Below are 19573 nucleotides of genomic sequence, written 5' to 3' on the forward strand. Positions count from 1 at the left end.
TTATAAGGTGATAGTGGTAAAAAGTTCGTTTTTTGAATCCAACATGGAATGATGGCCGATACATACCTTTTCTACGCCTCTTTCAACAGCATAAAAGCAATTATCGATTTTCGGAATCATGCCATCTGCGATTACCCCGTCGTTTAGAAGTATCGTGTATTTCCTATTATCAATTTGCCTGATAACGGAATTTTCGTCATTGATGTCCTTTAAGACACCCTTTTTTTCAAAGCAATAATAAAGTGTTGTTTCGTATAGGCTACTCATATGAATGGCTACCTCGGCTGCAATAGTGTCCGCATTTGTATTTAAAAGTTGACCATTTCCATCATGGGTCATGGCACAGAAGACTGGAATGAAATCTGCTTCCAACAGTTTTGAAATCGTTTGACTATTCACGCCATCAACATCGCCCGCAAATCCATAATCGATTTCTTTTACTGGCCGTTTATGTGCTTGAATGGTATCTCCATCGGCTCCGCTTAATCCAATCGCATTACAGTTATTAGTTTGTAATTGGGCTACAATATTTTTGTTGGTCAATCCGGCATATACCATGGTGATTATTTTCAGCGTTTCCGCATCGGTTATTCGTCGTCCTTCGACCATTTTTGACTCGATACCGAGTCTGGTTGCGAGTTGGGTAGCCAATTTTCCGCCACCATGGACTAAAATTTTGTTCCCGTCAAGCTTTACAAAAAGGCTTAAGAACTTGGTGAGTTCCTGTTTATTTTCGATGACGTTTCCACCGATTTTTATTATGGATAAGCCCCTCCCGGCCTCCCCCAAGGGGAGGTGTTTATCACGTGATTTTTTCATAAGGCATCATTTTTAATTCCCCTTTTGGGGGTTAGGGAGCTCAGTATCTTTTTCAAAACTACCTGTGCTGCATACGTTCGATTATTCGCTTGCTCGATAACCAAAGATTGCTCTCCATCTAGAACTGCGTCTTCGACTACCACATTTCTTCGAACGGGCAGACAGTGCATGAACTTTGCATTTCCCAATTTTTCCAAGGTCATCATCCAATCTAAATCTTGACTTATAACTTTTCCGTAATCCGAATAGCTACTCCAGTTTTTCACATAAACGAAATCTGCATTTTCCATTGCCTTTTCTTGGTCATATTCAATCACGGTATCCTTAGTAATTTCAGGATTCAATTCATAGCCTTTGGGATGCGTTATAACAAAATCCGCATTTTGCAACTGCATCATTTCCACAAAAGAATTGGCAACGGCATGCGGCAAGGCCTTGGGGTGTGGTGCCCAAGAAAGTACGACTTTTGGTCTTGGTTTGGTATGCTGTTCATCAATGGTAATGGCATCTGCCAGTGCTTGCAGCGGATGGGCAACAGAACTTTCCATATTCACGACGGGAATAGAAGCATAGTTTTTAAACCCATTCAAAACGATTTCTGCCTCGTCTTTTTCTTTATCGGTCAAAGACGCAAAAGCACGAATGGCAACGATATCACAAAACTGCGAAACCACTTTTGCTGCTTCTTTGATGTGTTCCGATTTCCCTTGGTTCATGACGGCCCCATCTTCAAATTCTAACTGCCAACCTTCACTACCGAAATTCATTACCATAACGTCCATGCCTAAATTCAAGGCAGCTTTCTGGGTGCTGAGACGTGTTCGTAGACTGTTATTGAAAAATAGTAAACAAATCGTTTTTCCTTCACCCAAGTTTTTATGAGCCATTGGATTCGCTTTTAACGTTCTTGCTTCCGACACCCAATCGGAAAGGGAGTCAATGTCTTTTATGGATAAATAGTGTTTCATGGTTTTGTTATTCGCTGAGTGCTAGTTCTAATTTTTCAAAGAAAACATCTAAATCTTCTTTCGTAATATTTAAGGCTGGTAAAATCCGCAATACGTATTTGTCTTTTGCCCCACCCGTGAATAGATGTTGGTCGTAAATCAGTTTTTTGCGGAGTTCGGCTACTTCGAAATCGAATTCAAGTCCCAACATCAATCCTCTTCCTTTAGTTCGTTTTACCAATGGGATTGCTGCTGCTTTTTCATTAAAATATTTACCTAGCTTTTTAGCGTTGTCAATCAGGTTTTCTTTTTCCATGATTTCTAGAACTGCCATCGTAGCGGCACAAGCGAGGTGGTTTCCACCGAAAGTAGTGCCCAATAATCCGTATGAAGCTTTGATGCTTTCATGAATCAAAATTCCTCCGACCGGAAAGCCGTTGCCCATTCCTTTTGCTATGGAAATAATGTCAGGTTGGATTCCGTGGTGCTGAAATCCAAAGAACTTACCACTTCTTCCAAATCCGGATTGAACTTCGTCCGCTATCAATACCACTTCGTTTTCTTTACAGAGTCGTGCGATTTCTTGATAGAATGCGGTGGATGGTTCATCCAATCCTCCAACGCCTTGAATCGCTTCAATGATGACTCCGCAAACATCTCCTTTTTCGATTTCTGTTTTGAAGGCAGAAGTATCATTTAAGGGAAGAATAGTAACCTTTTGTTGTTTATTGAGCGGAGCATTTATCTTCTCATTATCCGTAGCTGCTACTGCGGCAGAAGTTCGTCCATGGAAACCATTTTTGAAAGCGATCAACCGACTTTTACCTGTATGAAAAGAGGCCATTTTCAAAGCGTTCTCATTGGCCTCGGCACCCGAATTGCATAAGAACAAATTGTAATCCTCACAATCTGAAAGTTGTCCCAATTTAGTTGCCAATTCTTTTTGCAGGGGATTTTGAACCGCATTGCTATAGAAGCCAATTTTATCCAATTGGTCTTTCAATCGTTTCACATAATGTGGATGGGAATGCCCTATGGAAATCACCGCATGACCCCCGTAAAAATCAAGATATTCTTGTCCCTTGTCATCTATAACAACGATTCCTTTTGCGGAAACAGGAGTCACATCATAAAGTGGATATACATCGAAAAGGTTCATAATTTATAAGTTCAAGTGTCAAGTTCAAATCCGGAGTTTTGTTGTGCTATTGTACTTTTTTTCGTACTTCTGACTTCGCATTTTATTTTGTTTTAAACTCCGTTATTTTATCAAAAGAGGCTACGATTCCGCGAATCAATGAGGAACTTAGTCCCTGATGTTCCATTTCATTCAAGCCTTTAATTGTGCAACCCATTGGGGTGGTAACCCTGTCAATTTCTTCTTCGGGATGATTGCCTGATTCAATCAACAAACTTGCTGCTCCATTGCAGGTATGCATGGCCAATTCTTGCGCTTCTTTGGCATCAAACCCCAATTGGATCGCACCTTGTGTTGTGGCACGAATAAGGCGCATCCAAAAGGCGATGCCGCTTGCACAGATAACGGTAGCTGCTTGCATTTTCTCTTCCGGAATTTCCAAGGAATGCCCCATTCTATTAAAAATCGCTTTTGCCAAATCAATACGCTTCTTGCCCATTTCATTGGCACAAACACAGGTCATTGATTTCCCAACGGAAATTGCCGTATTCGGCATACTTCTTATGACATAGTTATCCGTTCCGATGATACTTTCAATCTTTGAAATGCTGAATCCCGTGATGGTCGAAATGACCACATGTTTTTCGGTTAGCAAGTCTTTGATGTCTTTTAAGATTTGTGAAAAATGACCAGGTTGTACTGCAAAAATCAAGATGTCGGAATTTTGAACTGCCTCTCGATTGTCTGAAGTGACCGTTACGTTTCCGTAGCTTTCAAACGCTTTGATGGATTCTACATTCCTTTTGGTCATGTACATACTCGTGGCTCCGTTGCTGTGCAATACACCTTTTGCGATGGACAATCCTAAGTTTCCTGTTCCTATGATGGCTATTTTCATAATAAGCCCCTAGCCCCCGAAGGGAGAATATAATGGGGTGGTTTTAAAGTTTAACTTTTATTTTCACTTTTTTTCATAAGTTCTCCCCTTTTGGGGAGCTAGAGGGGGCCTAATACACCCCCGCTTTCAATTGTAATCCTTCGCTTTCTTCAAACCCAAACATTAAGTTCATATTCTGAACTGCTTGGCCCGATGCTCCTTTTAAGAGATTATCTATGGCTGATGTGATCAACAAAGTGTCCTCATGCCTGTGCAAATGAATATGACATTGATTTGTATTCACTACTTGTTTTAAATGGATGGGTTCTGATGCCATTTGCGTGAATTCTGCATCGGTATAAAAATCCTTAAATAGCTTTATGGCTTCTTCCAAATCTCCCTTGAATTTGGTGTATGCCGTTGCCAAAATACCTCTAGTGAAATTACCTCTATTGGGAAGGAAAAACACCTCGCCAACATTGGGTTGTAATGAATTCAAACTTTCATTGATTTCCCCTAAATGCTGATGGGTAAAAGGTTTGTACCAACTCACATTGCTATTTCGCCAGCTGAAATGTGTGGTGCCGGATGGACTAACACCTGCCCCGGTGCTTCCGGTCACAGCATTCACATGTATGTCCTTATCCAGTAATCCCGCTTTGGCCAATGGGAGTAAACCTAACTGAATGGCAGTCGCAAAGCAACCCGGATTTGCGATATAATTGGCTTTCTTGATTTTTGATTTGTTGAGCTCGGGCAATCCGTAGATAAAGTTCTTCCCGTTTAAAGTGGCATCTTTTTGTAATCTAAAATCATTACTCAAATCAATGATTTTGGTTGTTTCCGAAAATTGATGTTCACCTAAAAATTTAGTTGAATTACCGTGCCCTAAGCAAAGAAAAACCACATCTACATCGGAGTTTACATCTCCTGTAAAGTTCAAATCCGTAGTACCTAACAAATCAGCATGTACCGAAGAAACTGCTTTTCCTGCACGTGTTGTACTGTAGACAAAATCGATTTCAACTTCCGAATGATGCAAAAGAATTCGGATCAATTCGCCTCCCGTATATCCTGAACCACCTATTATTCCTGCTTTAATCATTGTTTACATGATTATAAATTCTTCCTGAATTCGAAAGTATTTTGATGAAGCCTTTCGCTTCATCGGCTGTCCACCCTTTGTTCATTTCGCCATAGCTTCCAAAGGAGGCATTCATCAAATCATGTTTTGAGGAAATTCCATTCAATCTAAATTGAAATGGGTATAAACCCACGAAAACATCACCTGAAACGGTTTTTTGCGTGTCGGTCAAAAATGCCTCTATGTTTCGCATTACGGGGTCTAGATAGTTGCCTTCGTGCAATAACATTCCGTAGAAATTACCTTGTTGCTCTTTCTGAAATTGTTGCCATTTCGATAGCGTATGTTTTTCCAACAAATGGTGCGCTTTGATAATGATGAGTGCCGCTGCAGCTTCAAAACCGACCCGGCCTTTGATGCCGATTATCGTATCACCTACATGAATATCTCTTCCGATGGCATATTTGGATGCCATGACCTCAAGTTTTTCAATATTTGCGACCGGATTGTCTTTTTGACCATCAATGGCAACCAATTCTCCTTTTTCAAAAGTCAGTTTTACTTCAGATGGTTCTTTTGTTTGCAATTGACTTGGATAAGCAGCATCGGGCAATGGTTTGTCAGAAGTCAGTGTTTCATCACCACCTACGGAAGTTCCCCAAAGACCTTTGTTGATAGAGTATTTAGCTTTTTCCCAGGGATAATCAACTCCGTTCTGTTTGAGATATTCTATTTCTTCTTCCCGTGCCAATTTGTTATCTCGTATAGGAGTAATGATTTCAATTTCAGGAGCGATAATCTGAAAAATCATATCAAACCGTACTTGGTCATTACCGGCTCCCGTGCTTCCGTGAGCGATATATTTGGCACCGACCTTTTTCGCATAGTTTACGATTTCTATCGCTTGTACAATTCGCTCTGCACTGACGGATAACGGATACGTATTGTTCTTCAAGACATTTCCAAAGATGAGATATTTGACTACTTTTTCATAGAAGGTCTGAACCGCATCAATTGAAGTGTAGGAAGTTGCTCCCAGTTGCAGCGCTTTTTCTTCAATGGATTTAATTTCCTCTGATGAAAACCCCCCAGTGTTCACGCTTACGGCATGTACTTCGTATCCCTTTTCTTTACTTAGGTATTTGGCGCAGTAACTGGTGTCTAATCCGCCGCTGTATGCTAAAACTAATTTGCTCATTTTCTTATAAATCTAAACTGTCAGTGGTGTTATTTTGTTTTTTTCTTAAGGAATAAACTCTCTTTTATACTTTTCAATCTTTTAAATGCTTTACCATTCACTTTCTTGTTCTTTGATTTGGTAGCTGGGTCGTATAACATACCTGTACACAGACACATTTTTTGCTCCGTTCTTGTTAGCACATCAAAATTTTTGCAGGTTTGGCAGCCTTTCCAGAATTCTGGATCATCGGTCAGTTCAGAGAAGGTCACGGGTTTATAGCCCAATTCATAGTTGATTTTCATAACGGGCAGTCCTGTGGTAATCCCGAATATTTTTGCATCGGGAAACTTTTTCTTTGACAACTCGAAAATCTTCTGTTTGATACTTTTTGCAAGTCCTTTTCCCCGAAAATCAGGATGCACGATTAGTCCCGAATTGGCAACATACTTCTCATGGCCCCAAATTTCAATATAACAAAAACCGGCAAACGTATCGCCATCCAAAGCGATAACGGCGTTGCCATTTTCCAATTTCTTCCGAATGTATTCCGGGGTACGCTTGGCAATTCCCGTACCGCGCACTTTGGCTGAATCGGCAATGGTATCGCAAATAATCTGTGCGTATTTGAAATGTGATGTGTTAGCAACAACAATGTTCATTGCTATGATTTTTTAATGGATAAAAAATAAAATGTGATTTTCTGATGCGGAACTGGACTCACCTAGTTCCATGAAATGTATAGTACCCTTACGGGCGACGGCGACGGGGCGCGAACGTACGTACGGGAGCAGTGATGCTCGTAGGAGTGAAAATGTTGATTTGTGCGTTCATTACATTGTAAATGTACAAATTATATTGAACTCACCTAATTCCAATAAAAATTTTTACAAAAATTTCAAGTTTTGTTACGATATGCAACCAATTCGTAAATCAAGAAGATAAAAACCGCAATATACTCAATCGCCAACAACCATAGGTTTTCCTTGAAGTCCGCCGATGAATAGGCGTAATAACTTAAAACAATGGCCGCCGACCAAATGAACGCATACCTAAATTTCGTAAATGCGGTCAATACCACAAGGAAAATAACATACCACGGATGCACGGTCGCGGACATAAAATAATACAAAGTCAACACCCATAGCATAGAGGTAATGAGCACTGATAGTTTTTCATTTTTTCTTAGAAAGGTGAAAAGCAGAACTGCGATAATGGTCACAATAGGAGTGATTTTCCCATAGGTTTTGATCAATTCCCATGGTTTGGCATCGAATTGAAGGGCGATTTGCTTGATACCGTTATATAAACCTGCGTTAAACTCGAAGTTGGAAAACCAGAGTCCTATTGTTTTGGAATAATTGGTAATGAATTCAGATGAATAAAAAGGCGCAAAGAGCAGAAGGGAAGTCGTTCCGATAATCAGATAAAATACAACCGCTTTTTTGAAGTTGAAATGCTTCAAGAAAAGGGGGAGAAATAAAAGAGGAACGAGTTTCATCGAAATCGAACAAGCATAAACCACTGCCGCCCATTGCCATTTATTAACGGATAATAGATATAGCGCCCAAACAAAAAAGAACAGCATCACACCTTCAAAATGCAGGTTTCCGGTAAGTTCAATAATGACCAACGGATTTAAAAAATACCAAAAAATAAGGTGTGGTGAGCGGTTAAGTTTTTTTAAGAGCTTTCTTCCCAAATAGAAAATACCAACGTCTGCCAAAATAATGGTACCCCGCAAGACCATAACAGAGCCTAAGATGCTTTTACCACCTAACAATGCGGCCATACCAAAAATGAGTTGGTTCAAAGGCGGATAATTACTAAAGTTTTTGGTACTTAAACGGGTCATGCCCGCATATAGTTCCTGAGCATTGGCAACCGCTAGATTCGATTGTTCTATCAGAACATCGGGGACGCTCAAATACGGATTTACTAGATGGCTTACCAATTCGCCATCCCAGATAAAACGATAAAAATCTTGTGATAGGTTGGGTTCCGCAACAATAAACAATACCCTAAACGCAATGCCTATGGCGAGCAAAAACCTAAAATTCCATTTTTCGAACTGTACCAGTTTAAAGCATAAAACAAATAATGCTGCAAACAAAGCTAGGAGCTTTATAAAATCGGTTCGTTCCAGATGGTAGGCAAAGGTGTAATAGAAAATTGAACTCAATAATGCCAATACTATCGAAACTTTATGCAGTTTCAGATATGTCACAATTGTATTGGGCATTTTGCTCAGGTTGTTTGTTATGACTAATGTAAGGGATTTATTCCTCTATTTGTCCAACGGGTCGAGTTCCTTTTCCTTCAATACCGATTAAGGCATCGCCAAGTTCGGTTCGCATAGTATTGGCCAAATATTTTATGGTCTGTACAACTTCGGGATTTTCATTTGCTACATTTTTGGTTTCACTAAGGTCCTTTGATAAGTCATATAATGTTATTTCGGTAATCGAATCTTGTTCATAGGCTACCGGAATACCATCTTTGCCTCCTTCTCGACCGTTTAAGGTCCTGTAGGTATGGGGGAAGTACATTTTCCATTTATCATATCGTACTCCGTGCAACTCGTTTACATGATAGTAAAAGTAATAGGCCTCTTGAGGACTTTTCGTGGACTTTCCCGTCCAAATATCCCATACACTTTTTCCGTCGATTACATTTTTTGGAAGTTTGGCATGGGTGATTTCTGCGAGAGTAGGCAGAATATCAATGTTCATCATGGGAGTTTCGATAGTTCTGCCCGGTTCGATTCTTTTTGGATAATAGATGATACAAGGTTCCCTTTGTCCGCCTTCCAAGGCAGTGCCTTTTCCTTCCCTTAGCGGAAGTGCGCTACCGGCATGTTCCCCATAATTGAGCCAAGGGCCATTGTCCGATGTGAAAATCACGAGCGTATCTTCTGCTAGGTCCAATTTTTTCAAAGTGCTCATTATTTGACCTACAGACCAGTCTATTTCCATAATCACATCCCCGTACAGACCCCGTTCGGATTTTCCCTTGAATTTATCCGAAACGTACAAGGGTACATGGGGTTGGGGATGTGCCACGTACAAAAAAAATGGATTTCCCTTATTTTTTGTAATGAACTCTACACTTTTCTCTGTAATTTGTGTGGTCAACAAAGATTGGTTGGTCAACGTGTCGACAATCATTTCATTCTCGTACAAGGGCAGTGGGCCAAAATTGAAAATTGGACCTTGCTGCGGATGTAAGGGCCACATGTCATTGGAATAAGGTATGCCGAAATATTCATCAAACCCATGGTTATTGGGCATAAAATCGGGGTGGTCGCCTAGATGCCATTTCCCATAAATTGCGGTACGGTACCCTTTTTCTTTTAACATTTTTGCAATGGTGGTTTCGGTTGTATTCAGTCCTTTTTTACTATTGGGCATAAAAGCGCCATGTATACCCAAACGATTGGGGTAACATCCTGTTAAAAGTCCGGCACGGGAGGCAGAACACACGGCCTGTGCTGCATAAAAATTGGTAAGCTTAATGCCATCTTTTGCCATTTGGTCCAAATGAGGGGTTTTAATGTTGGGGGAACCAAAAACACCAACATCTTGATAGCCTTGGTCATCTGTAAAAACAATGATGACGTTCGGCTGTTTGTTTTTAGCGGGAAGTTCATTCTTGCAAGAAAGAAAAACCAATGAAAGTATGGCTAAAAGAAGCAATTTTTTTTTCATGTATTTTTGATTTTATCGCCTTGGGTTGGTTTGTATATGTTTGTTAACCGTAAGATAAGGGAAATCAACAAAAAATTTACAAGGGATTTTTACTATGTAGTACTGTTTGGTGAATGTGCGGGGATTTATTCATAAGCGATTTATAAATCAATCCAAGTTAAGCTTCAAATACGGTCGTTGATGATATGACCATGGAAATTCCTGACAAAAATAATAGTTACGCCAAAACAAAAACGGATAGCAGATGCTACCCGTTTTATAATTTAATTTTTTAAATCTTTATGCCCTTGCGGTAAGGGATTTGAAGAATACAAAACCAAAGCCCAAGAACAACATAAAGTGAAAGGGGAAAAGCCCAAAGTCGTTTAACGGTATGGCACTGTACATTCCAAATAGAAAATAGACCATAAGCGCAAATTCCAAAATCATGTTCGGGGATAGCTTTTTGGCTAAATATTTATTGCCTTTCCAGCTTTCGGTAAGACTATTGATATTAAATTTTGGCGTTCGTACAAACTCACTGCGTTTGCCCATGTGGCCTTCCAAAACTGCAATGGAGTTGTGTAATGAAAATCCTAAGGCGACCGAGAAAAAAGTAAAGAAAATACGTATATAATCCACAAAGCTATTGAAGCCACTTCCTTGTATGCTTTTATAGGTAAACCAATAGCATACGAAAAGGATAATGGTACTTAAAATAAAGAAACTGGTAGCTTCAAAAACCCAACCTAAATGACCGTACATATTCTTAATGTACAACATCGGTATACTTAACAATGCAACGATAAATACACATAAGAACATTGAGCTGTTCAATAAGTGCATCACACCATGGAATTTGGTCTTGAAAGATATGTTTTTAGCGGTTATTACGCTCCAAACTGTTTTCCTAAAGTTTTCGGCCCCGCCTTTGTTCCAACGAAACTGTTGAGAACGAGCGGCACTTATGACTACAGGTAATTCTGCAGGAGTTTCAACATCTTCCAAATATTTGAACTTCCAATTTTTTAGTTGAGCACGATAGCTTAGATCCAAGTCTTCGGTCAAGGTATCGCCTTCCCAGTTACCGGCGTCCAAGATACATTCCTTGCGCCAGATACCTGCAGTACCGTTAAAATTGATAAAATGTCCTTTGGAATTTCGGCCTACCTGTTCCAAGGTAAAATGAGCATCCAAGGCAAAGGCCTGTATTTTGGTCAATGTGGAATAATCCCTGTTGATATGTCCCCAACGGGTCTGTACCACACCAATTTCCGGGTCTTTAAAATAAATTACGGTCTTTTTCAACCAATCACTATCAGGCAGGAAATCAGCGTCGAAAATAGCAACAAAATCGCCTTTGGCAACCTCCAACCCTTCTTTTAATGCCCCTGCTTTGAAACCTTGACGGTTTTCACGGCGAATGTGTTGAATATCAAGTCCTGTATTTTGTAGGTCTTCTACCCATTTGGCAGTGTCGATTACAGATTCATCGGTTGAGTCGTCCAAAACCTGAATTTCCAATTTGCTTTTTGGATATTCTATCTTGGCTATGTTTTCCAATAAACGTTCCATCACATACTCTTCGTTATACACCGGAAGTTGAATGGTAACATATGGTACTTCTTTGGCATCTAAAAGATTAAACTTAGGTGCACTTTGGTTACGCCTCTTATTACCTAGGTAGTTTACCAAAAGGTTCAACTGTGCAAGACTGTAGAAAAATATCAGTAACAGTGCAATGCTATAAATTGCGATGATGATGTATGCGATCGTTAGTGCCATTTTACTTAAAACTGTATTTAAAAATCCAACCTAATATTTTTACGCCTGCAAATATACTACCTTTTACCGTACCCGACACCTTTGAAACGCCAATTCGTTTCTTGTAACGCACTGGTACTTCGGTATATGCCAGCTTCTTTTTTAAGGCTTTTAGCTGCATTTCCACTGTCCACCCGTAAGTCTTATCCTCCATTTCCAGTGTTAACAACTTGTTATATTTTATTGCTCTAAACGGTCCTAAGTCGGTAAATGTTGCCCTAAAGAGTAATTTCATCAAAAAAGTAGCCAACCAATTGCCAAAAATTTGTTGTGGGGTCATGCTTCCATCCTCACGTAATCTTTTTACCCGGGCGCCAACAACAAAATCATAACCATGGTTTAAAATAGGTGCGACCACCTTGTTCAATTCTTCTGGATAATCAGAGTAATCCCCATCGATAAATACGATAATGTCCGGCGTTTTGGACTGTTGTGCGACGTAATCCATACCCTTTAGGCAGGCATGGCCATATCCTTTTTTACGCTCGGTAAGTACAGTAGCACCAGCTGCTTGGGCATTTTTCACTGTATTGTCAGAAGAGTTGTTGTTGACTACGATGATTTCTGAAACCGATTTTGGGATATCCTTGATGACCTCTGCAATGGAATCTGCCTCGTTAAAGGCGGGAATGATGACTTTAATATGAGGAGAATCTTGCATTATTTTAAGTCGGATAATTTATTTTCACGTTTAAAACTTGCAAAGCTATACCATTCCTTGATTTTTTTTCCATTTTTATATTTTTGGGCAGATGTAAGTTTAGCGTTCCTATATTTTAGGCAGTAGCCATTTTTTTTGCCGTTGTTCAATTGGCACTTGTGGTTTATTTTTCCGTTTGTGTCATAGAACAGCCACCAGTTTGCCATGCCACCGTTCTTATAATGCCCCTCTTGCTTTATTTGTCCTTTTGTATCGTAAAAGTACCAATATGAAGTTCGCTTATTATTGGTGTAGTGCCCTTTCTCTGATATTTTACCGTTAGAATGATAAAATTTCCAATACCCCGATTTTTGGTTGTTTTTTAGCCAACCTTCGAGTTTTAGTATACCGGTTCGATAATATTCTTTGTGATACGTCTTTTTTACTTCGGCAGCATTGCCAAAAAGAAAAAGGATGAAGAATACAAATAAAGGTTTTAGAAACACGGTAAGAATCGATTTTCAAATTTGTCGGCAACGCATATGAATACTGACAATCTTAATTCTGAAATTGTAGTTTTATTTATCGTTGACCAAGTCCATTAAATCAACATCGTTGCCCAATAAAACTTCGGTCGGGTTAATTCTACCTTTTTGAGGTCCGTTTTCCAACTTAAGAACCCCTCGGGGACATACAGCGGAACATATGCCACAACCTACACAGCTAGAACGTACAATGTTTTCACCTTTTTGGGCATAGGCACGTACATCAATGCCCATTTCACAGTAAGTAGAACAATTGCCACAGGAAATGCACTGCCCACCATTGGTCGTAATCCTAAACTTCGAGAACAAACGCTGCTGAAATCCCAAAATAGCGGCCATAGGGCAGCCAAAACGACACCAGACCCTGTTGCCAAAAATAGGGTAAAAACCTGTGCCGATCACCCCGGAAAAGATACTGCCTATCAAAAAGCTGTATGTTTTGCGCAGCGATTCGGATTTGAATAAAAAGATATTGCCCTCCCCACTAAAAACATGCATCCCAATAAGTACAATGATTATCGTAAAGTATCCTATGGCGCCGTATTTTGCATCTTTTTGAAGCTCTTGCCTCTTAAAAATCATTACCCAAGCAAATACAAGTGTTAAAATGGATGCTACACCAATAAGAAAAGTGCTTTTGGTCAACCAGTATTTACTACTATCGTTACCCAAATACGAATAAATTACCGCTGTGGTCATAAGGGTTACAAAAACTACGACACTGTGAACGACCCACCTTTCAACGTTCCAAGCGAATTTTGATTTATCGCTTAATTGACGAAAAGAATCTCCAGCGGTTTCCGCCAAGGCACCACAACCACATACCCATGAGCAGTACCATCTTTTCCCATATTTATAGGTCAAAATAGGGGAGATAACGAATATGGAAAGTATACCAAAAATCAACATGGCCAATCCTATATTGCCATTTTCAATAAAACCGTTTATGCGATAACGCTCAAAATTGTAATAGTTCAAAGGCCACATGTTTTTTAGGTCATAGTACGGTAAATCCCCATTTAACCTGGCCATGATCTCGGGAATGATAAAAGCGAAAGCCGTTTGAAAGAACATGACGCTTACCGTGCGGATTTTTTCATACCGGTTGTGCCGATATTTCCACATAAATTTTATGCCGAACGCCAATATCGCTACCGTATATAATGTGCCGTATACGAACCATTGGCTGGCAGGGTTGCCGCTCAATAGCTTACTAAGCGGGTCAAATAATGCTATGACTCCGGTATTTTCGCCATCTTTCACCAACCCTAGATATTGGGGATAAAAATAAAGTACTACGTAAAATCCTGTGAGTGCAATACCGGCAATCCATGCCAGTACCCCTCTGCTCGAGATAGATTTGAACCATACCCCATCATTTTTTATACCTTTTTCCTTGTGGGCGTAAGCTGCCTTTGAAAACCAAACTACACCTGCAAAAATGGCTATAAGCGCAATGCTGAGCCACAAACCGCTATTCTCAAAATCTAAGTTGAACAAATTCAATACCAATATTCCCAATCCCGACATACCTATCAAAGTGGCTAGTTTTTGACCAGTATTCAATGCTTTTGGGGGTTGCCCTGTAAGTGACATACTTTTATCCATTGTGTTCATAATTACTATGATATTTAGGTGTTGTGATTAGATTTTTTCAAATATGCGTTTCCAATTTCTCTTTTTGACCCTCAACGATGTGCCAAGTTCAGCATTGTATTTCTGTATGATTTCCTGTTCGTACTGTGCGTAGAACTCTGGATCAAAATTGGCATCTTTCAAATGTTCCATGACATAATCGATTTCTCTTTCTTCGGTCAGCCAACGGTCAAAAATCTCGTGCCGCATTCGAACGCCGAAGGTGTTTATGCCCAAAAATTGTTCGGTATCCTTATTGAAAGCTATTGTGATACATATTTTTTCCGTCGCGTGTCGCCAGTGAAAATGTTGTTCATATTCTTTCATGCCGCGTTCACCGAAGACCCAACCATAGGTTTGGTATTCCACATCTAAAAATTTGGCAGAATTGAACCAGTGCCCGGGATTATATTCCGTGGGATTACCGCACAAGGTTTGGGCCAAGGTCTCGCCCATCATTCTGCCCGTGTACCAAACTGCTTCAATTGGTCTCCTGTTACCGATAGCTTCATGTTGTTCGGCACAATCCCCTATCGCATAGACGTCCTTTATATTGGTTTCCAACATTCTATTCACTTTAACCCCACGGCCTAAGGCTATTCCAGAATCCTTGAGAAAATCTACATTGGGGGAAACCCCTGCGGTGAGGCCCACAACATTACATTCAACAGTATCTCCCTTATCGGTCAGTACAGCCTTGGCACGACCGTTTTCGTCGGCGATGATCTCAACCAGATTGGTGTCCAATCGTAGATCAATATGGTGTTCTTGAATATGCTCATTGATCATTTGCGATTCGCCACTAGGCAATACACCGTTCCAAAAACTTTTTTCCCTCACTAAAAAAGTAACCGGGATATCGCGACTGCGGAGCATTTCGGCCATTTCAATCCCGATTAACCCGCCGCCAACGATTACCGCTCTTTTGCAAATGTTTTTGTTGGGTGCGTTTTTTTCAAGTGAATCCAGATCCTGTTTGGAATAGAGTCCTTGCACACCGTCCAAATCTTGACCTGGCCATCCGAATTTGTTCGGTTTTGATCCCGTTGCCAAAATGAGCTTATCGTAACTGACGGAATTCCCGTCGGCCAAAACCAGTTTTTTGTTTTGAGGGTCGACTTTACTGACATACCCTTTCACTAGATTTAATCTGTTCTTTTTCCAAAACCAATTTTCATAGGGTTGGGTATGCTCAAATTTCATATGCCCCATATATACGTACATTAAAGCGGTACGGGAGAAGAAATAATCGGTCTCGGCAGAGATTAGGGTAATTTTTTTATCGGAAAGTTTTCGGACATGCCTTGCAGCGGTCACGCCAGCAATTCCGTTACCGATAATAACAATATGTTCCATATGGTTTAGGTTGTTATGCTATTAGGTCGCCCTTAAATGTAAGAACTTAATTTGACGATTTAATTTAGAAAGATTTTAAATACAGGTACATCATGTAAGGTCTTAATAGGTTGTCGTACTTGTAAGTTTCTGATTTTTAAAATCTTAAATAAATCATAAAAGATTATATTTTTTTGTAGGGTTATGAAATTACTTTCGACCTATGCGAGAGTTAAACAAATAAAACCATTTACCTATGAACCATATAATCACATTAGTATCTGTGCTGTTTCTTTCTTTCACGAGCTACTTACATTCGCAAGAGACTACTACATTCTTTTCAGAGGCAGATACTTTTTTAAATACTCACGTAAAGAACGGTAGAGTGGATTATAAAGCCATACAAAGTAATCCCAAAGCATTGAATGAATTGTTGGATATGGCAAGGAATATTAACGTACCCAAGGATAATGCATCGGAATACCAAGCCTTTTGGATAAACGGTTATAACCTTTTGGTCATAAAGAACATCGTAGAAAATTATCCGTTAAAATCACCTTTGGATGTAGCCGGATTCTTCGACAAGACCAAGCAAGACATAGGAGGCAAGCAAATAACCTTGAACGACATCGAGAATAAACTGTTGCGCGGAAACTTCCCTTCGGAGGCTCGTTTTCATTTTGTACTCGTTTGTGCTGGCCTTGGTTGTCCACCAATTATCAATACGGCATATAAGCCATCAACTTTAGAGGCACAATTGCAAAAACAAACCCAGTTGGCATTGAACAATCCATCATTTATACAAGTCAATAAGAATAAGGTGAAGATTTCCCAAATATTCGAGTGGTACAAAGGGGATTTCACGCAAGGCGGAAAAAGTTTGGTCGATTATATCAATCAATTCAGAACAGAGCCCTTACCCGAGAACGCAAAGGTGTCCCACTATCCCTATGATTGGACCTTGAACCAAGTCAAATAAAACACCAAAAAAAGGAAAACGGACAATAATACGGACTCATTTCATTTGCCTATTGAAAATAGATTCGCAATCTGAAAAACAGATGGGCAACATACAACTACGTCATAAAAACAACTAAATAAACAATAACATGAAATCAAAACGAAAATATGCAATACTACTGGGCTTGTTTTTCATCACTTTGGCCAGCTTTGCCCAAGACGATGAAACCAATGATAATGAGATGAAAGATGAAGAAATCGTACAGGATGAGCCAAAACAAAGTAATATTCAACAATATACCCCTTCCAAACTGATTGGTAAAGGTCAGGTAGATTTGAAATGGTTCAATAACCTGTACACGCAAACAAAAAGTACTTTTTCCGATGGTGAGGAGCCCAGAGAAACTTTTTTCACCTCCACTTTTGAATTTTACACAGGTGTTGGCAATAACAAAAGGGTGAACTTGGGGCTTATTGCCAGGGTACGTTCTAATGTGATTGCCGATAGGGGCGCTTTGGACGTTTTTAGTTTTGATGGTGAAGAAGGTACGGCAAGGTCTGGTTTGACCGCCATTGCACCATCAATTAAGTTCGTACCCTTTGCAGCGGTCAGTAATTTTAGTATTCAGAGTTCCATTTTTATTCCTTTGATTGACAATGAAAGCGAAAATGGCGTCTTCTTGGAGCAAAATGGTTTTGTATGGCAAAATAGGCTGTTCTATGATTATACGTTTCCGGGAGACAAATGGCAATTGTTCTCGGAATTTACCACAGAACTCAATTTGGGCGACAAGGAAGAAAGTTTTGCCAATAACAGCTTGAACCTTAACCCCGGACTGTTTTTGAGTTATTTTCCCAGTTCCAAATTCACTGTTTTGGTTTTGGCGCAACACTCGCAGCGTTTGGATTTGGGAAATGATTTCGCACAGGATTTTACGGCCTTGGGCGGCGGTGCCAAATACCAGTTGACCGATGCATTGAATATAGAGGCTTTGTATACCAATTTTGTGCGTGGCAACAATACGGGTTTGGGCGAGACTTTTAACATAGGATTACGGGCTATTTTTTAAGGATTATTTTCAAATAGATTACTTTTGGGCCCTTAAACAGTAATGAATGAGGGCTTTAGGTTTTAGTTTGATTTGTTTTTTACAGTTTTCCTGCACAAGTCAGGTACACGAAAAAATAAATGGCGTCAGTTTTGTGGCTGCTCCCGAGAAGGTGGTGCAAAAACAGATAAACGAGGTGTTAAAGGTACATGCCAACCATGCCGCCATTATGCCCTTTGGTTTTATACGGGAAATAAATTCGCCCGAAATCATTTTTGATACCGAAAGGCAGTGGTATGGGGAAACCCGCAAGGGAGCCAAGCAGTACATACAAATGTTACAGCAAAATGGTATAAAGGTAATGTTGAAGCCCCAAATATGGATATGGAGGGGGGAGTTTACAGGGACTTTGAAAATGGATTCCGAGGAAGATTGGAAAACACTTGAAAACGCTTATGACAAATTTATTTTAAACTATGCCGATTTGGCCCAACAAACGAATGTAGCCATTTTGTGTATCGGTACAGAATTGGAGCAGTTTGTAAAGGCTAGGCCTAACTATTGGAAAAGATTGATTTCAAAAATCCGTAAAATATATAAGGGGAAATTGACTTATGCCGCCAATTGGGACGAATACTCGAGAACCACTTTTTGGGACGATCTGGATTATATAGGAATTGACGCCTATTTTCCATTATCCGAATCAAAGACACCTACGGTAGAAGAGTTGAAAACGGGATGGCAACCATGGAAAACAAAAATAAGGTCTTTGTCCAAAGCGAAAAACAAACCTGTCATTTTTACTGAATTTGGTTATCGCAGTATGGATTATACGGCCAAAAAACCATGGTTGGTAGATCGCAATGAAGAAAAAGTAAACTTAAAAGCACAGGCAAATGCCCAAAAGGCCATTCTTTCAGAATTTTGGGAAGAAGATTGGTTTGCCGGTGGCTATGTGTGGAAATGGTTCATAGCCCACGAAAAATCAGGCGGTGCCGAGGACAACAGATTTACGCCGCAGAATAAACCTGCGCAGCAAATACTATCGGGTTTTTACAAACAAAATAAATGATGTCTAAATTTGCAGGCTTCTTGGCATTATACCTTTTATTTGGTTGTTCTACGGATAAACTCAACGATATAAGCGTATCTGAAAGTTCCCTAGCCAATAAAGAAGTAGTTCTGGACAACGTAATCGCATGTGCGGCCAGTAATGAAAATGACGATTTGGTCAGTGTTTTTTTATACCCAAGACCTGGTGCTACCAATATTAGGTATTATGAGACTACCGATACCCGATTGGATAAAAACGATTTTGATAACTATACTTTGGTAGATTTTCCCTTGGTCGACGTTTTCAACGGTTATCTAAAAAAGTTTGAAGTACCCGCAAATAAAGAGAAGTGGGCCATAGTATCTTTTGATGAGGCCGGTTTGACTCATGTATCTAACCCCATTCGCTTAAAACAGGAAACAAAACCTACGGAGTATTTGCCCCAAAATGTATCGATAAATGCATCGTCCAACATGCCTATTTTTTCTTGGACAGATGGCACCTATGACGATACGGTCATCTATTTTCAAGTGGTATCCGATCAACTGGGCAATCTCATTTCGGGTACATACACCATCGAAAAAAACTTTCAGTTCTATAAATTGGACAATGTGGTCTTGAACATTACAAAAAGTACACCCGAGAACTTAAATCGGAATCAACCTTATAAGTTTACGATGTTGGCGGTAAGTGAGGATAATTGGGTAAATCTCTTTACCGAAGTAGATTTTACCATTGAGTAGGCAAGGTACGGTACCGTGATAGTTTTGTCACAACTAAAGTTTATTTTTGCCATTTTACGA

18 protein-coding genes are annotated in these 19573 nt (G+C 39.8%); 4 read left to right on the forward strand and 14 right to left on the reverse strand.

Annotated features, from left to right (window positions below; translation table 11 throughout):
- From argB to HYG79_RS10580, 14 genes are all read right to left on the reverse strand, one after another.
- On the reverse strand, positions 1 to 819 hold the full coding sequence (argB, locus tag HYG79_RS10515; RefSeq protein ID WP_179242049.1) for an acetylglutamate kinase: 819 nt from the start codon (positions 817 to 819) through the stop codon (positions 1 to 3).
- Positions 816 to 1787, reverse strand: coding sequence for a Rossmann-fold NAD(P)-binding domain-containing protein (locus HYG79_RS10520; RefSeq protein WP_179242050.1), 972 nt, complete (start codon positions 1785 to 1787; stop codon positions 816 to 818). Before HYG79_RS10520 ends, argB begins: the two co-directional genes overlap by 4 nt.
- 7 nt (positions 1788 to 1794) lie before the next feature.
- Complete coding sequence (locus tag HYG79_RS10525) at positions 1795 to 2925, reverse strand: aspartate aminotransferase family protein (protein WP_179242051.1); 1131 nt, start codon at positions 2923 to 2925, stop codon at positions 1795 to 1797.
- Between the two features lie 82 nt (positions 2926 to 3007).
- Positions 3008 to 3802 carry a pyrroline-5-carboxylate reductase gene (gene proC / locus HYG79_RS10530; RefSeq protein ID WP_179242052.1) on the reverse strand — a complete coding sequence of 265 codons (795 nt, stop codon included), beginning with the start codon at positions 3800 to 3802 and terminating at the stop codon, positions 3008 to 3010.
- Between the two features lie 109 nt (positions 3803 to 3911).
- On the reverse strand, positions 3912 to 4886 hold the full coding sequence (argC, locus tag HYG79_RS10535; protein ID WP_179242053.1) for an N-acetyl-gamma-glutamyl-phosphate reductase: 975 nt from the start codon (positions 4884 to 4886) through the stop codon (positions 3912 to 3914).
- Entirely contained in the window at positions 4879 to 6063 is a 1185-nt protein-coding gene (gene argG, locus HYG79_RS10540; RefSeq protein ID WP_179242054.1) for an argininosuccinate synthase, read from the reverse strand. The genes argC and argG overlap by 8 nt, the downstream gene beginning before the upstream one ends.
- Before the next feature lie 29 nt (positions 6064 to 6092).
- Positions 6093 to 6704: a GNAT family N-acetyltransferase gene (locus HYG79_RS10545; protein ID WP_179242055.1), complete on the reverse strand. Its 612-nt coding sequence runs from the start codon at positions 6702 to 6704 to the stop codon at positions 6093 to 6095.
- 236 nt (positions 6705 to 6940) lie between these two features.
- The gene (locus tag HYG79_RS10550; RefSeq protein ID WP_179242056.1) at positions 6941 to 8284 is read right to left on the reverse strand and encodes a mannosyltransferase; all 1344 of its coding nucleotides are present in this window, start codon (positions 8282 to 8284) and stop codon (positions 6941 to 6943) included.
- A 37-nt stretch (positions 8285 to 8321) separates the two neighbouring features.
- Positions 8322 to 9749: a sulfatase family protein gene (locus HYG79_RS10555; protein ID WP_179242057.1), complete on the reverse strand. Its 1428-nt coding sequence runs from the start codon at positions 9747 to 9749 to the stop codon at positions 8322 to 8324.
- Positions 9750 to 10028: 279 nt separating this feature from the next.
- On the reverse strand, positions 10029 to 11513 hold the full coding sequence (locus HYG79_RS10560) for a cellulose synthase family protein (protein ID WP_179242058.1): 1485 nt from the start codon (positions 11511 to 11513) through the stop codon (positions 10029 to 10031).
- A gap of 1 nt (position 11514) precedes the next feature.
- Complete coding sequence (locus tag HYG79_RS10565) at positions 11515 to 12213, reverse strand: glycosyltransferase family 2 protein (RefSeq protein ID WP_179242059.1); 699 nt, start codon at positions 12211 to 12213, stop codon at positions 11515 to 11517.
- Positions 12213 to 12698 (reverse strand): toxin-antitoxin system YwqK family antitoxin, encoded by a 486-nt coding sequence (locus HYG79_RS10570; RefSeq protein ID WP_179242060.1) that lies wholly within the window; start codon positions 12696 to 12698, stop codon positions 12213 to 12215. The genes HYG79_RS10565 and HYG79_RS10570 overlap by 1 nt, the downstream gene beginning before the upstream one ends.
- A gap of 72 nt (positions 12699 to 12770) precedes the next feature.
- Positions 12771 to 14354, reverse strand: a complete 1584-nt coding sequence (locus tag HYG79_RS10575; RefSeq protein WP_179242061.1) for a 4Fe-4S binding protein — start codon at positions 14352 to 14354, stop codon at positions 12771 to 12773.
- A gap of 27 nt (positions 14355 to 14381) precedes the next feature.
- Positions 14382 to 15728 carry an NAD(P)/FAD-dependent oxidoreductase gene (locus HYG79_RS10580; RefSeq protein WP_179242062.1) on the reverse strand — a complete coding sequence of 449 codons (1347 nt, stop codon included), beginning with the start codon at positions 15726 to 15728 and terminating at the stop codon, positions 14382 to 14384.
- Positions 15729 to 15963: 235 nt separating this feature from the next.
- Between HYG79_RS10580 and HYG79_RS10585 the strand changes: the two genes are divergently transcribed.
- From HYG79_RS10585 to HYG79_RS10600, 4 genes are all read left to right on the forward strand, one after another.
- Positions 15964 to 16686, forward strand: a complete 723-nt coding sequence (locus HYG79_RS10585; RefSeq protein WP_179242063.1) for a DUF547 domain-containing protein — start codon at positions 15964 to 15966, stop codon at positions 16684 to 16686.
- Positions 16687 to 16816: 130 nt separating this feature from the next.
- Complete coding sequence (locus HYG79_RS10590; RefSeq protein WP_179242064.1) at positions 16817 to 17737, forward strand: hypothetical protein; 921 nt, start codon at positions 16817 to 16819, stop codon at positions 17735 to 17737.
- 46 nt (positions 17738 to 17783) lie between these two features.
- Complete coding sequence (locus HYG79_RS10595; RefSeq protein ID WP_179242065.1) at positions 17784 to 18788, forward strand: glycoside hydrolase family 113; 1005 nt, start codon at positions 17784 to 17786, stop codon at positions 18786 to 18788.
- Entirely contained in the window at positions 18785 to 19513 is a 729-nt protein-coding gene (locus HYG79_RS10600) for a hypothetical protein (protein ID WP_179242066.1), read from the forward strand. The genes HYG79_RS10595 and HYG79_RS10600 overlap by 4 nt, the downstream gene beginning before the upstream one ends.
- The last annotated feature ends 60 nt before the right edge of the window (positions 19514 to 19573 follow it).

The sequence above is a fragment of the Costertonia aggregata genome, assembly GCF_013402795.1.
GTDB lineage: Bacteria > Bacteroidota > Bacteroidia > Flavobacteriales > Flavobacteriaceae > Costertonia > Costertonia aggregata.

What these genes read in the sequence shown, in the direction of transcription:
- HYG79_RS10525 (WP_179242051.1), bottom strand. Translation starts at nt 2,925, where the DNA reads ATGAACCTTTTCGATGTATATCCACTTTATGATGTGACTCCTGTTTCC.
- HYG79_RS10520 (WP_179242050.1), bottom strand. Translation starts at nt 1,787, where the DNA reads ATGAAACACTATTTATCCATAAAAGACATTGACTCCCTTTCCGATTGG.
- argC (WP_179242053.1), bottom strand. Translation starts at nt 4,886, where the DNA reads ATGATTAAAGCAGGAATAATAGGTGGTTCAGGATATACGGGAGGCGAA.
- HYG79_RS10555 (WP_179242057.1), bottom strand. Translation starts at nt 9,749, where the DNA reads ATGAAAAAAAAATTGCTTCTTTTAGCCATACTTTCATTGGTTTTTCTT.
- argB (WP_179242049.1), bottom strand. Translation starts at nt 819, where the DNA reads ATGAAAAAATCACGTGATAAACACCTCCCCTTGGGGGAGGCCGGGAGG.
- HYG79_RS10550 (WP_179242056.1), bottom strand. Translation starts at nt 8,284, where the DNA reads ATGCCCAATACAATTGTGACATATCTGAAACTGCATAAAGTTTCGATA.
- HYG79_RS10575 (WP_179242061.1), bottom strand. Translation starts at nt 14,354, where the DNA reads ATGAACACAATGGATAAAAGTATGTCACTTACAGGGCAACCCCCAAAA.
- HYG79_RS10595 (WP_179242065.1), top strand. Translation starts at nt 17,784, where the DNA reads ATGAGGGCTTTAGGTTTTAGTTTGATTTGTTTTTTACAGTTTTCCTGC.
- HYG79_RS10585 (WP_179242063.1), top strand. Translation starts at nt 15,964, where the DNA reads ATGAACCATATAATCACATTAGTATCTGTGCTGTTTCTTTCTTTCACG.
- HYG79_RS10590 (WP_179242064.1), top strand. Translation starts at nt 16,817, where the DNA reads ATGAAATCAAAACGAAAATATGCAATACTACTGGGCTTGTTTTTCATC.
- HYG79_RS10600 (WP_179242066.1), top strand. Translation starts at nt 18,785, where the DNA reads ATGATGTCTAAATTTGCAGGCTTCTTGGCATTATACCTTTTATTTGGT.
- HYG79_RS10545 (WP_179242055.1), bottom strand. Translation starts at nt 6,704, where the DNA reads ATGAACATTGTTGTTGCTAACACATCACATTTCAAATACGCACAGATT.
- argG (WP_179242054.1), bottom strand. Translation starts at nt 6,063, where the DNA reads ATGAGCAAATTAGTTTTAGCATACAGCGGCGGATTAGACACCAGTTAC.
- proC (WP_179242052.1), bottom strand. Translation starts at nt 3,802, where the DNA reads ATGAAAATAGCCATCATAGGAACAGGAAACTTAGGATTGTCCATCGCA.
- HYG79_RS10580 (WP_179242062.1), bottom strand. Translation starts at nt 15,728, where the DNA reads ATGGAACATATTGTTATTATCGGTAACGGAATTGCTGGCGTGACCGCT.
- HYG79_RS10560 (WP_179242058.1), bottom strand. Translation starts at nt 11,513, where the DNA reads ATGGCACTAACGATCGCATACATCATCATCGCAATTTATAGCATTGCA.
- HYG79_RS10565 (WP_179242059.1), bottom strand. Translation starts at nt 12,213, where the DNA reads ATGCAAGATTCTCCTCATATTAAAGTCATCATTCCCGCCTTTAACGAG.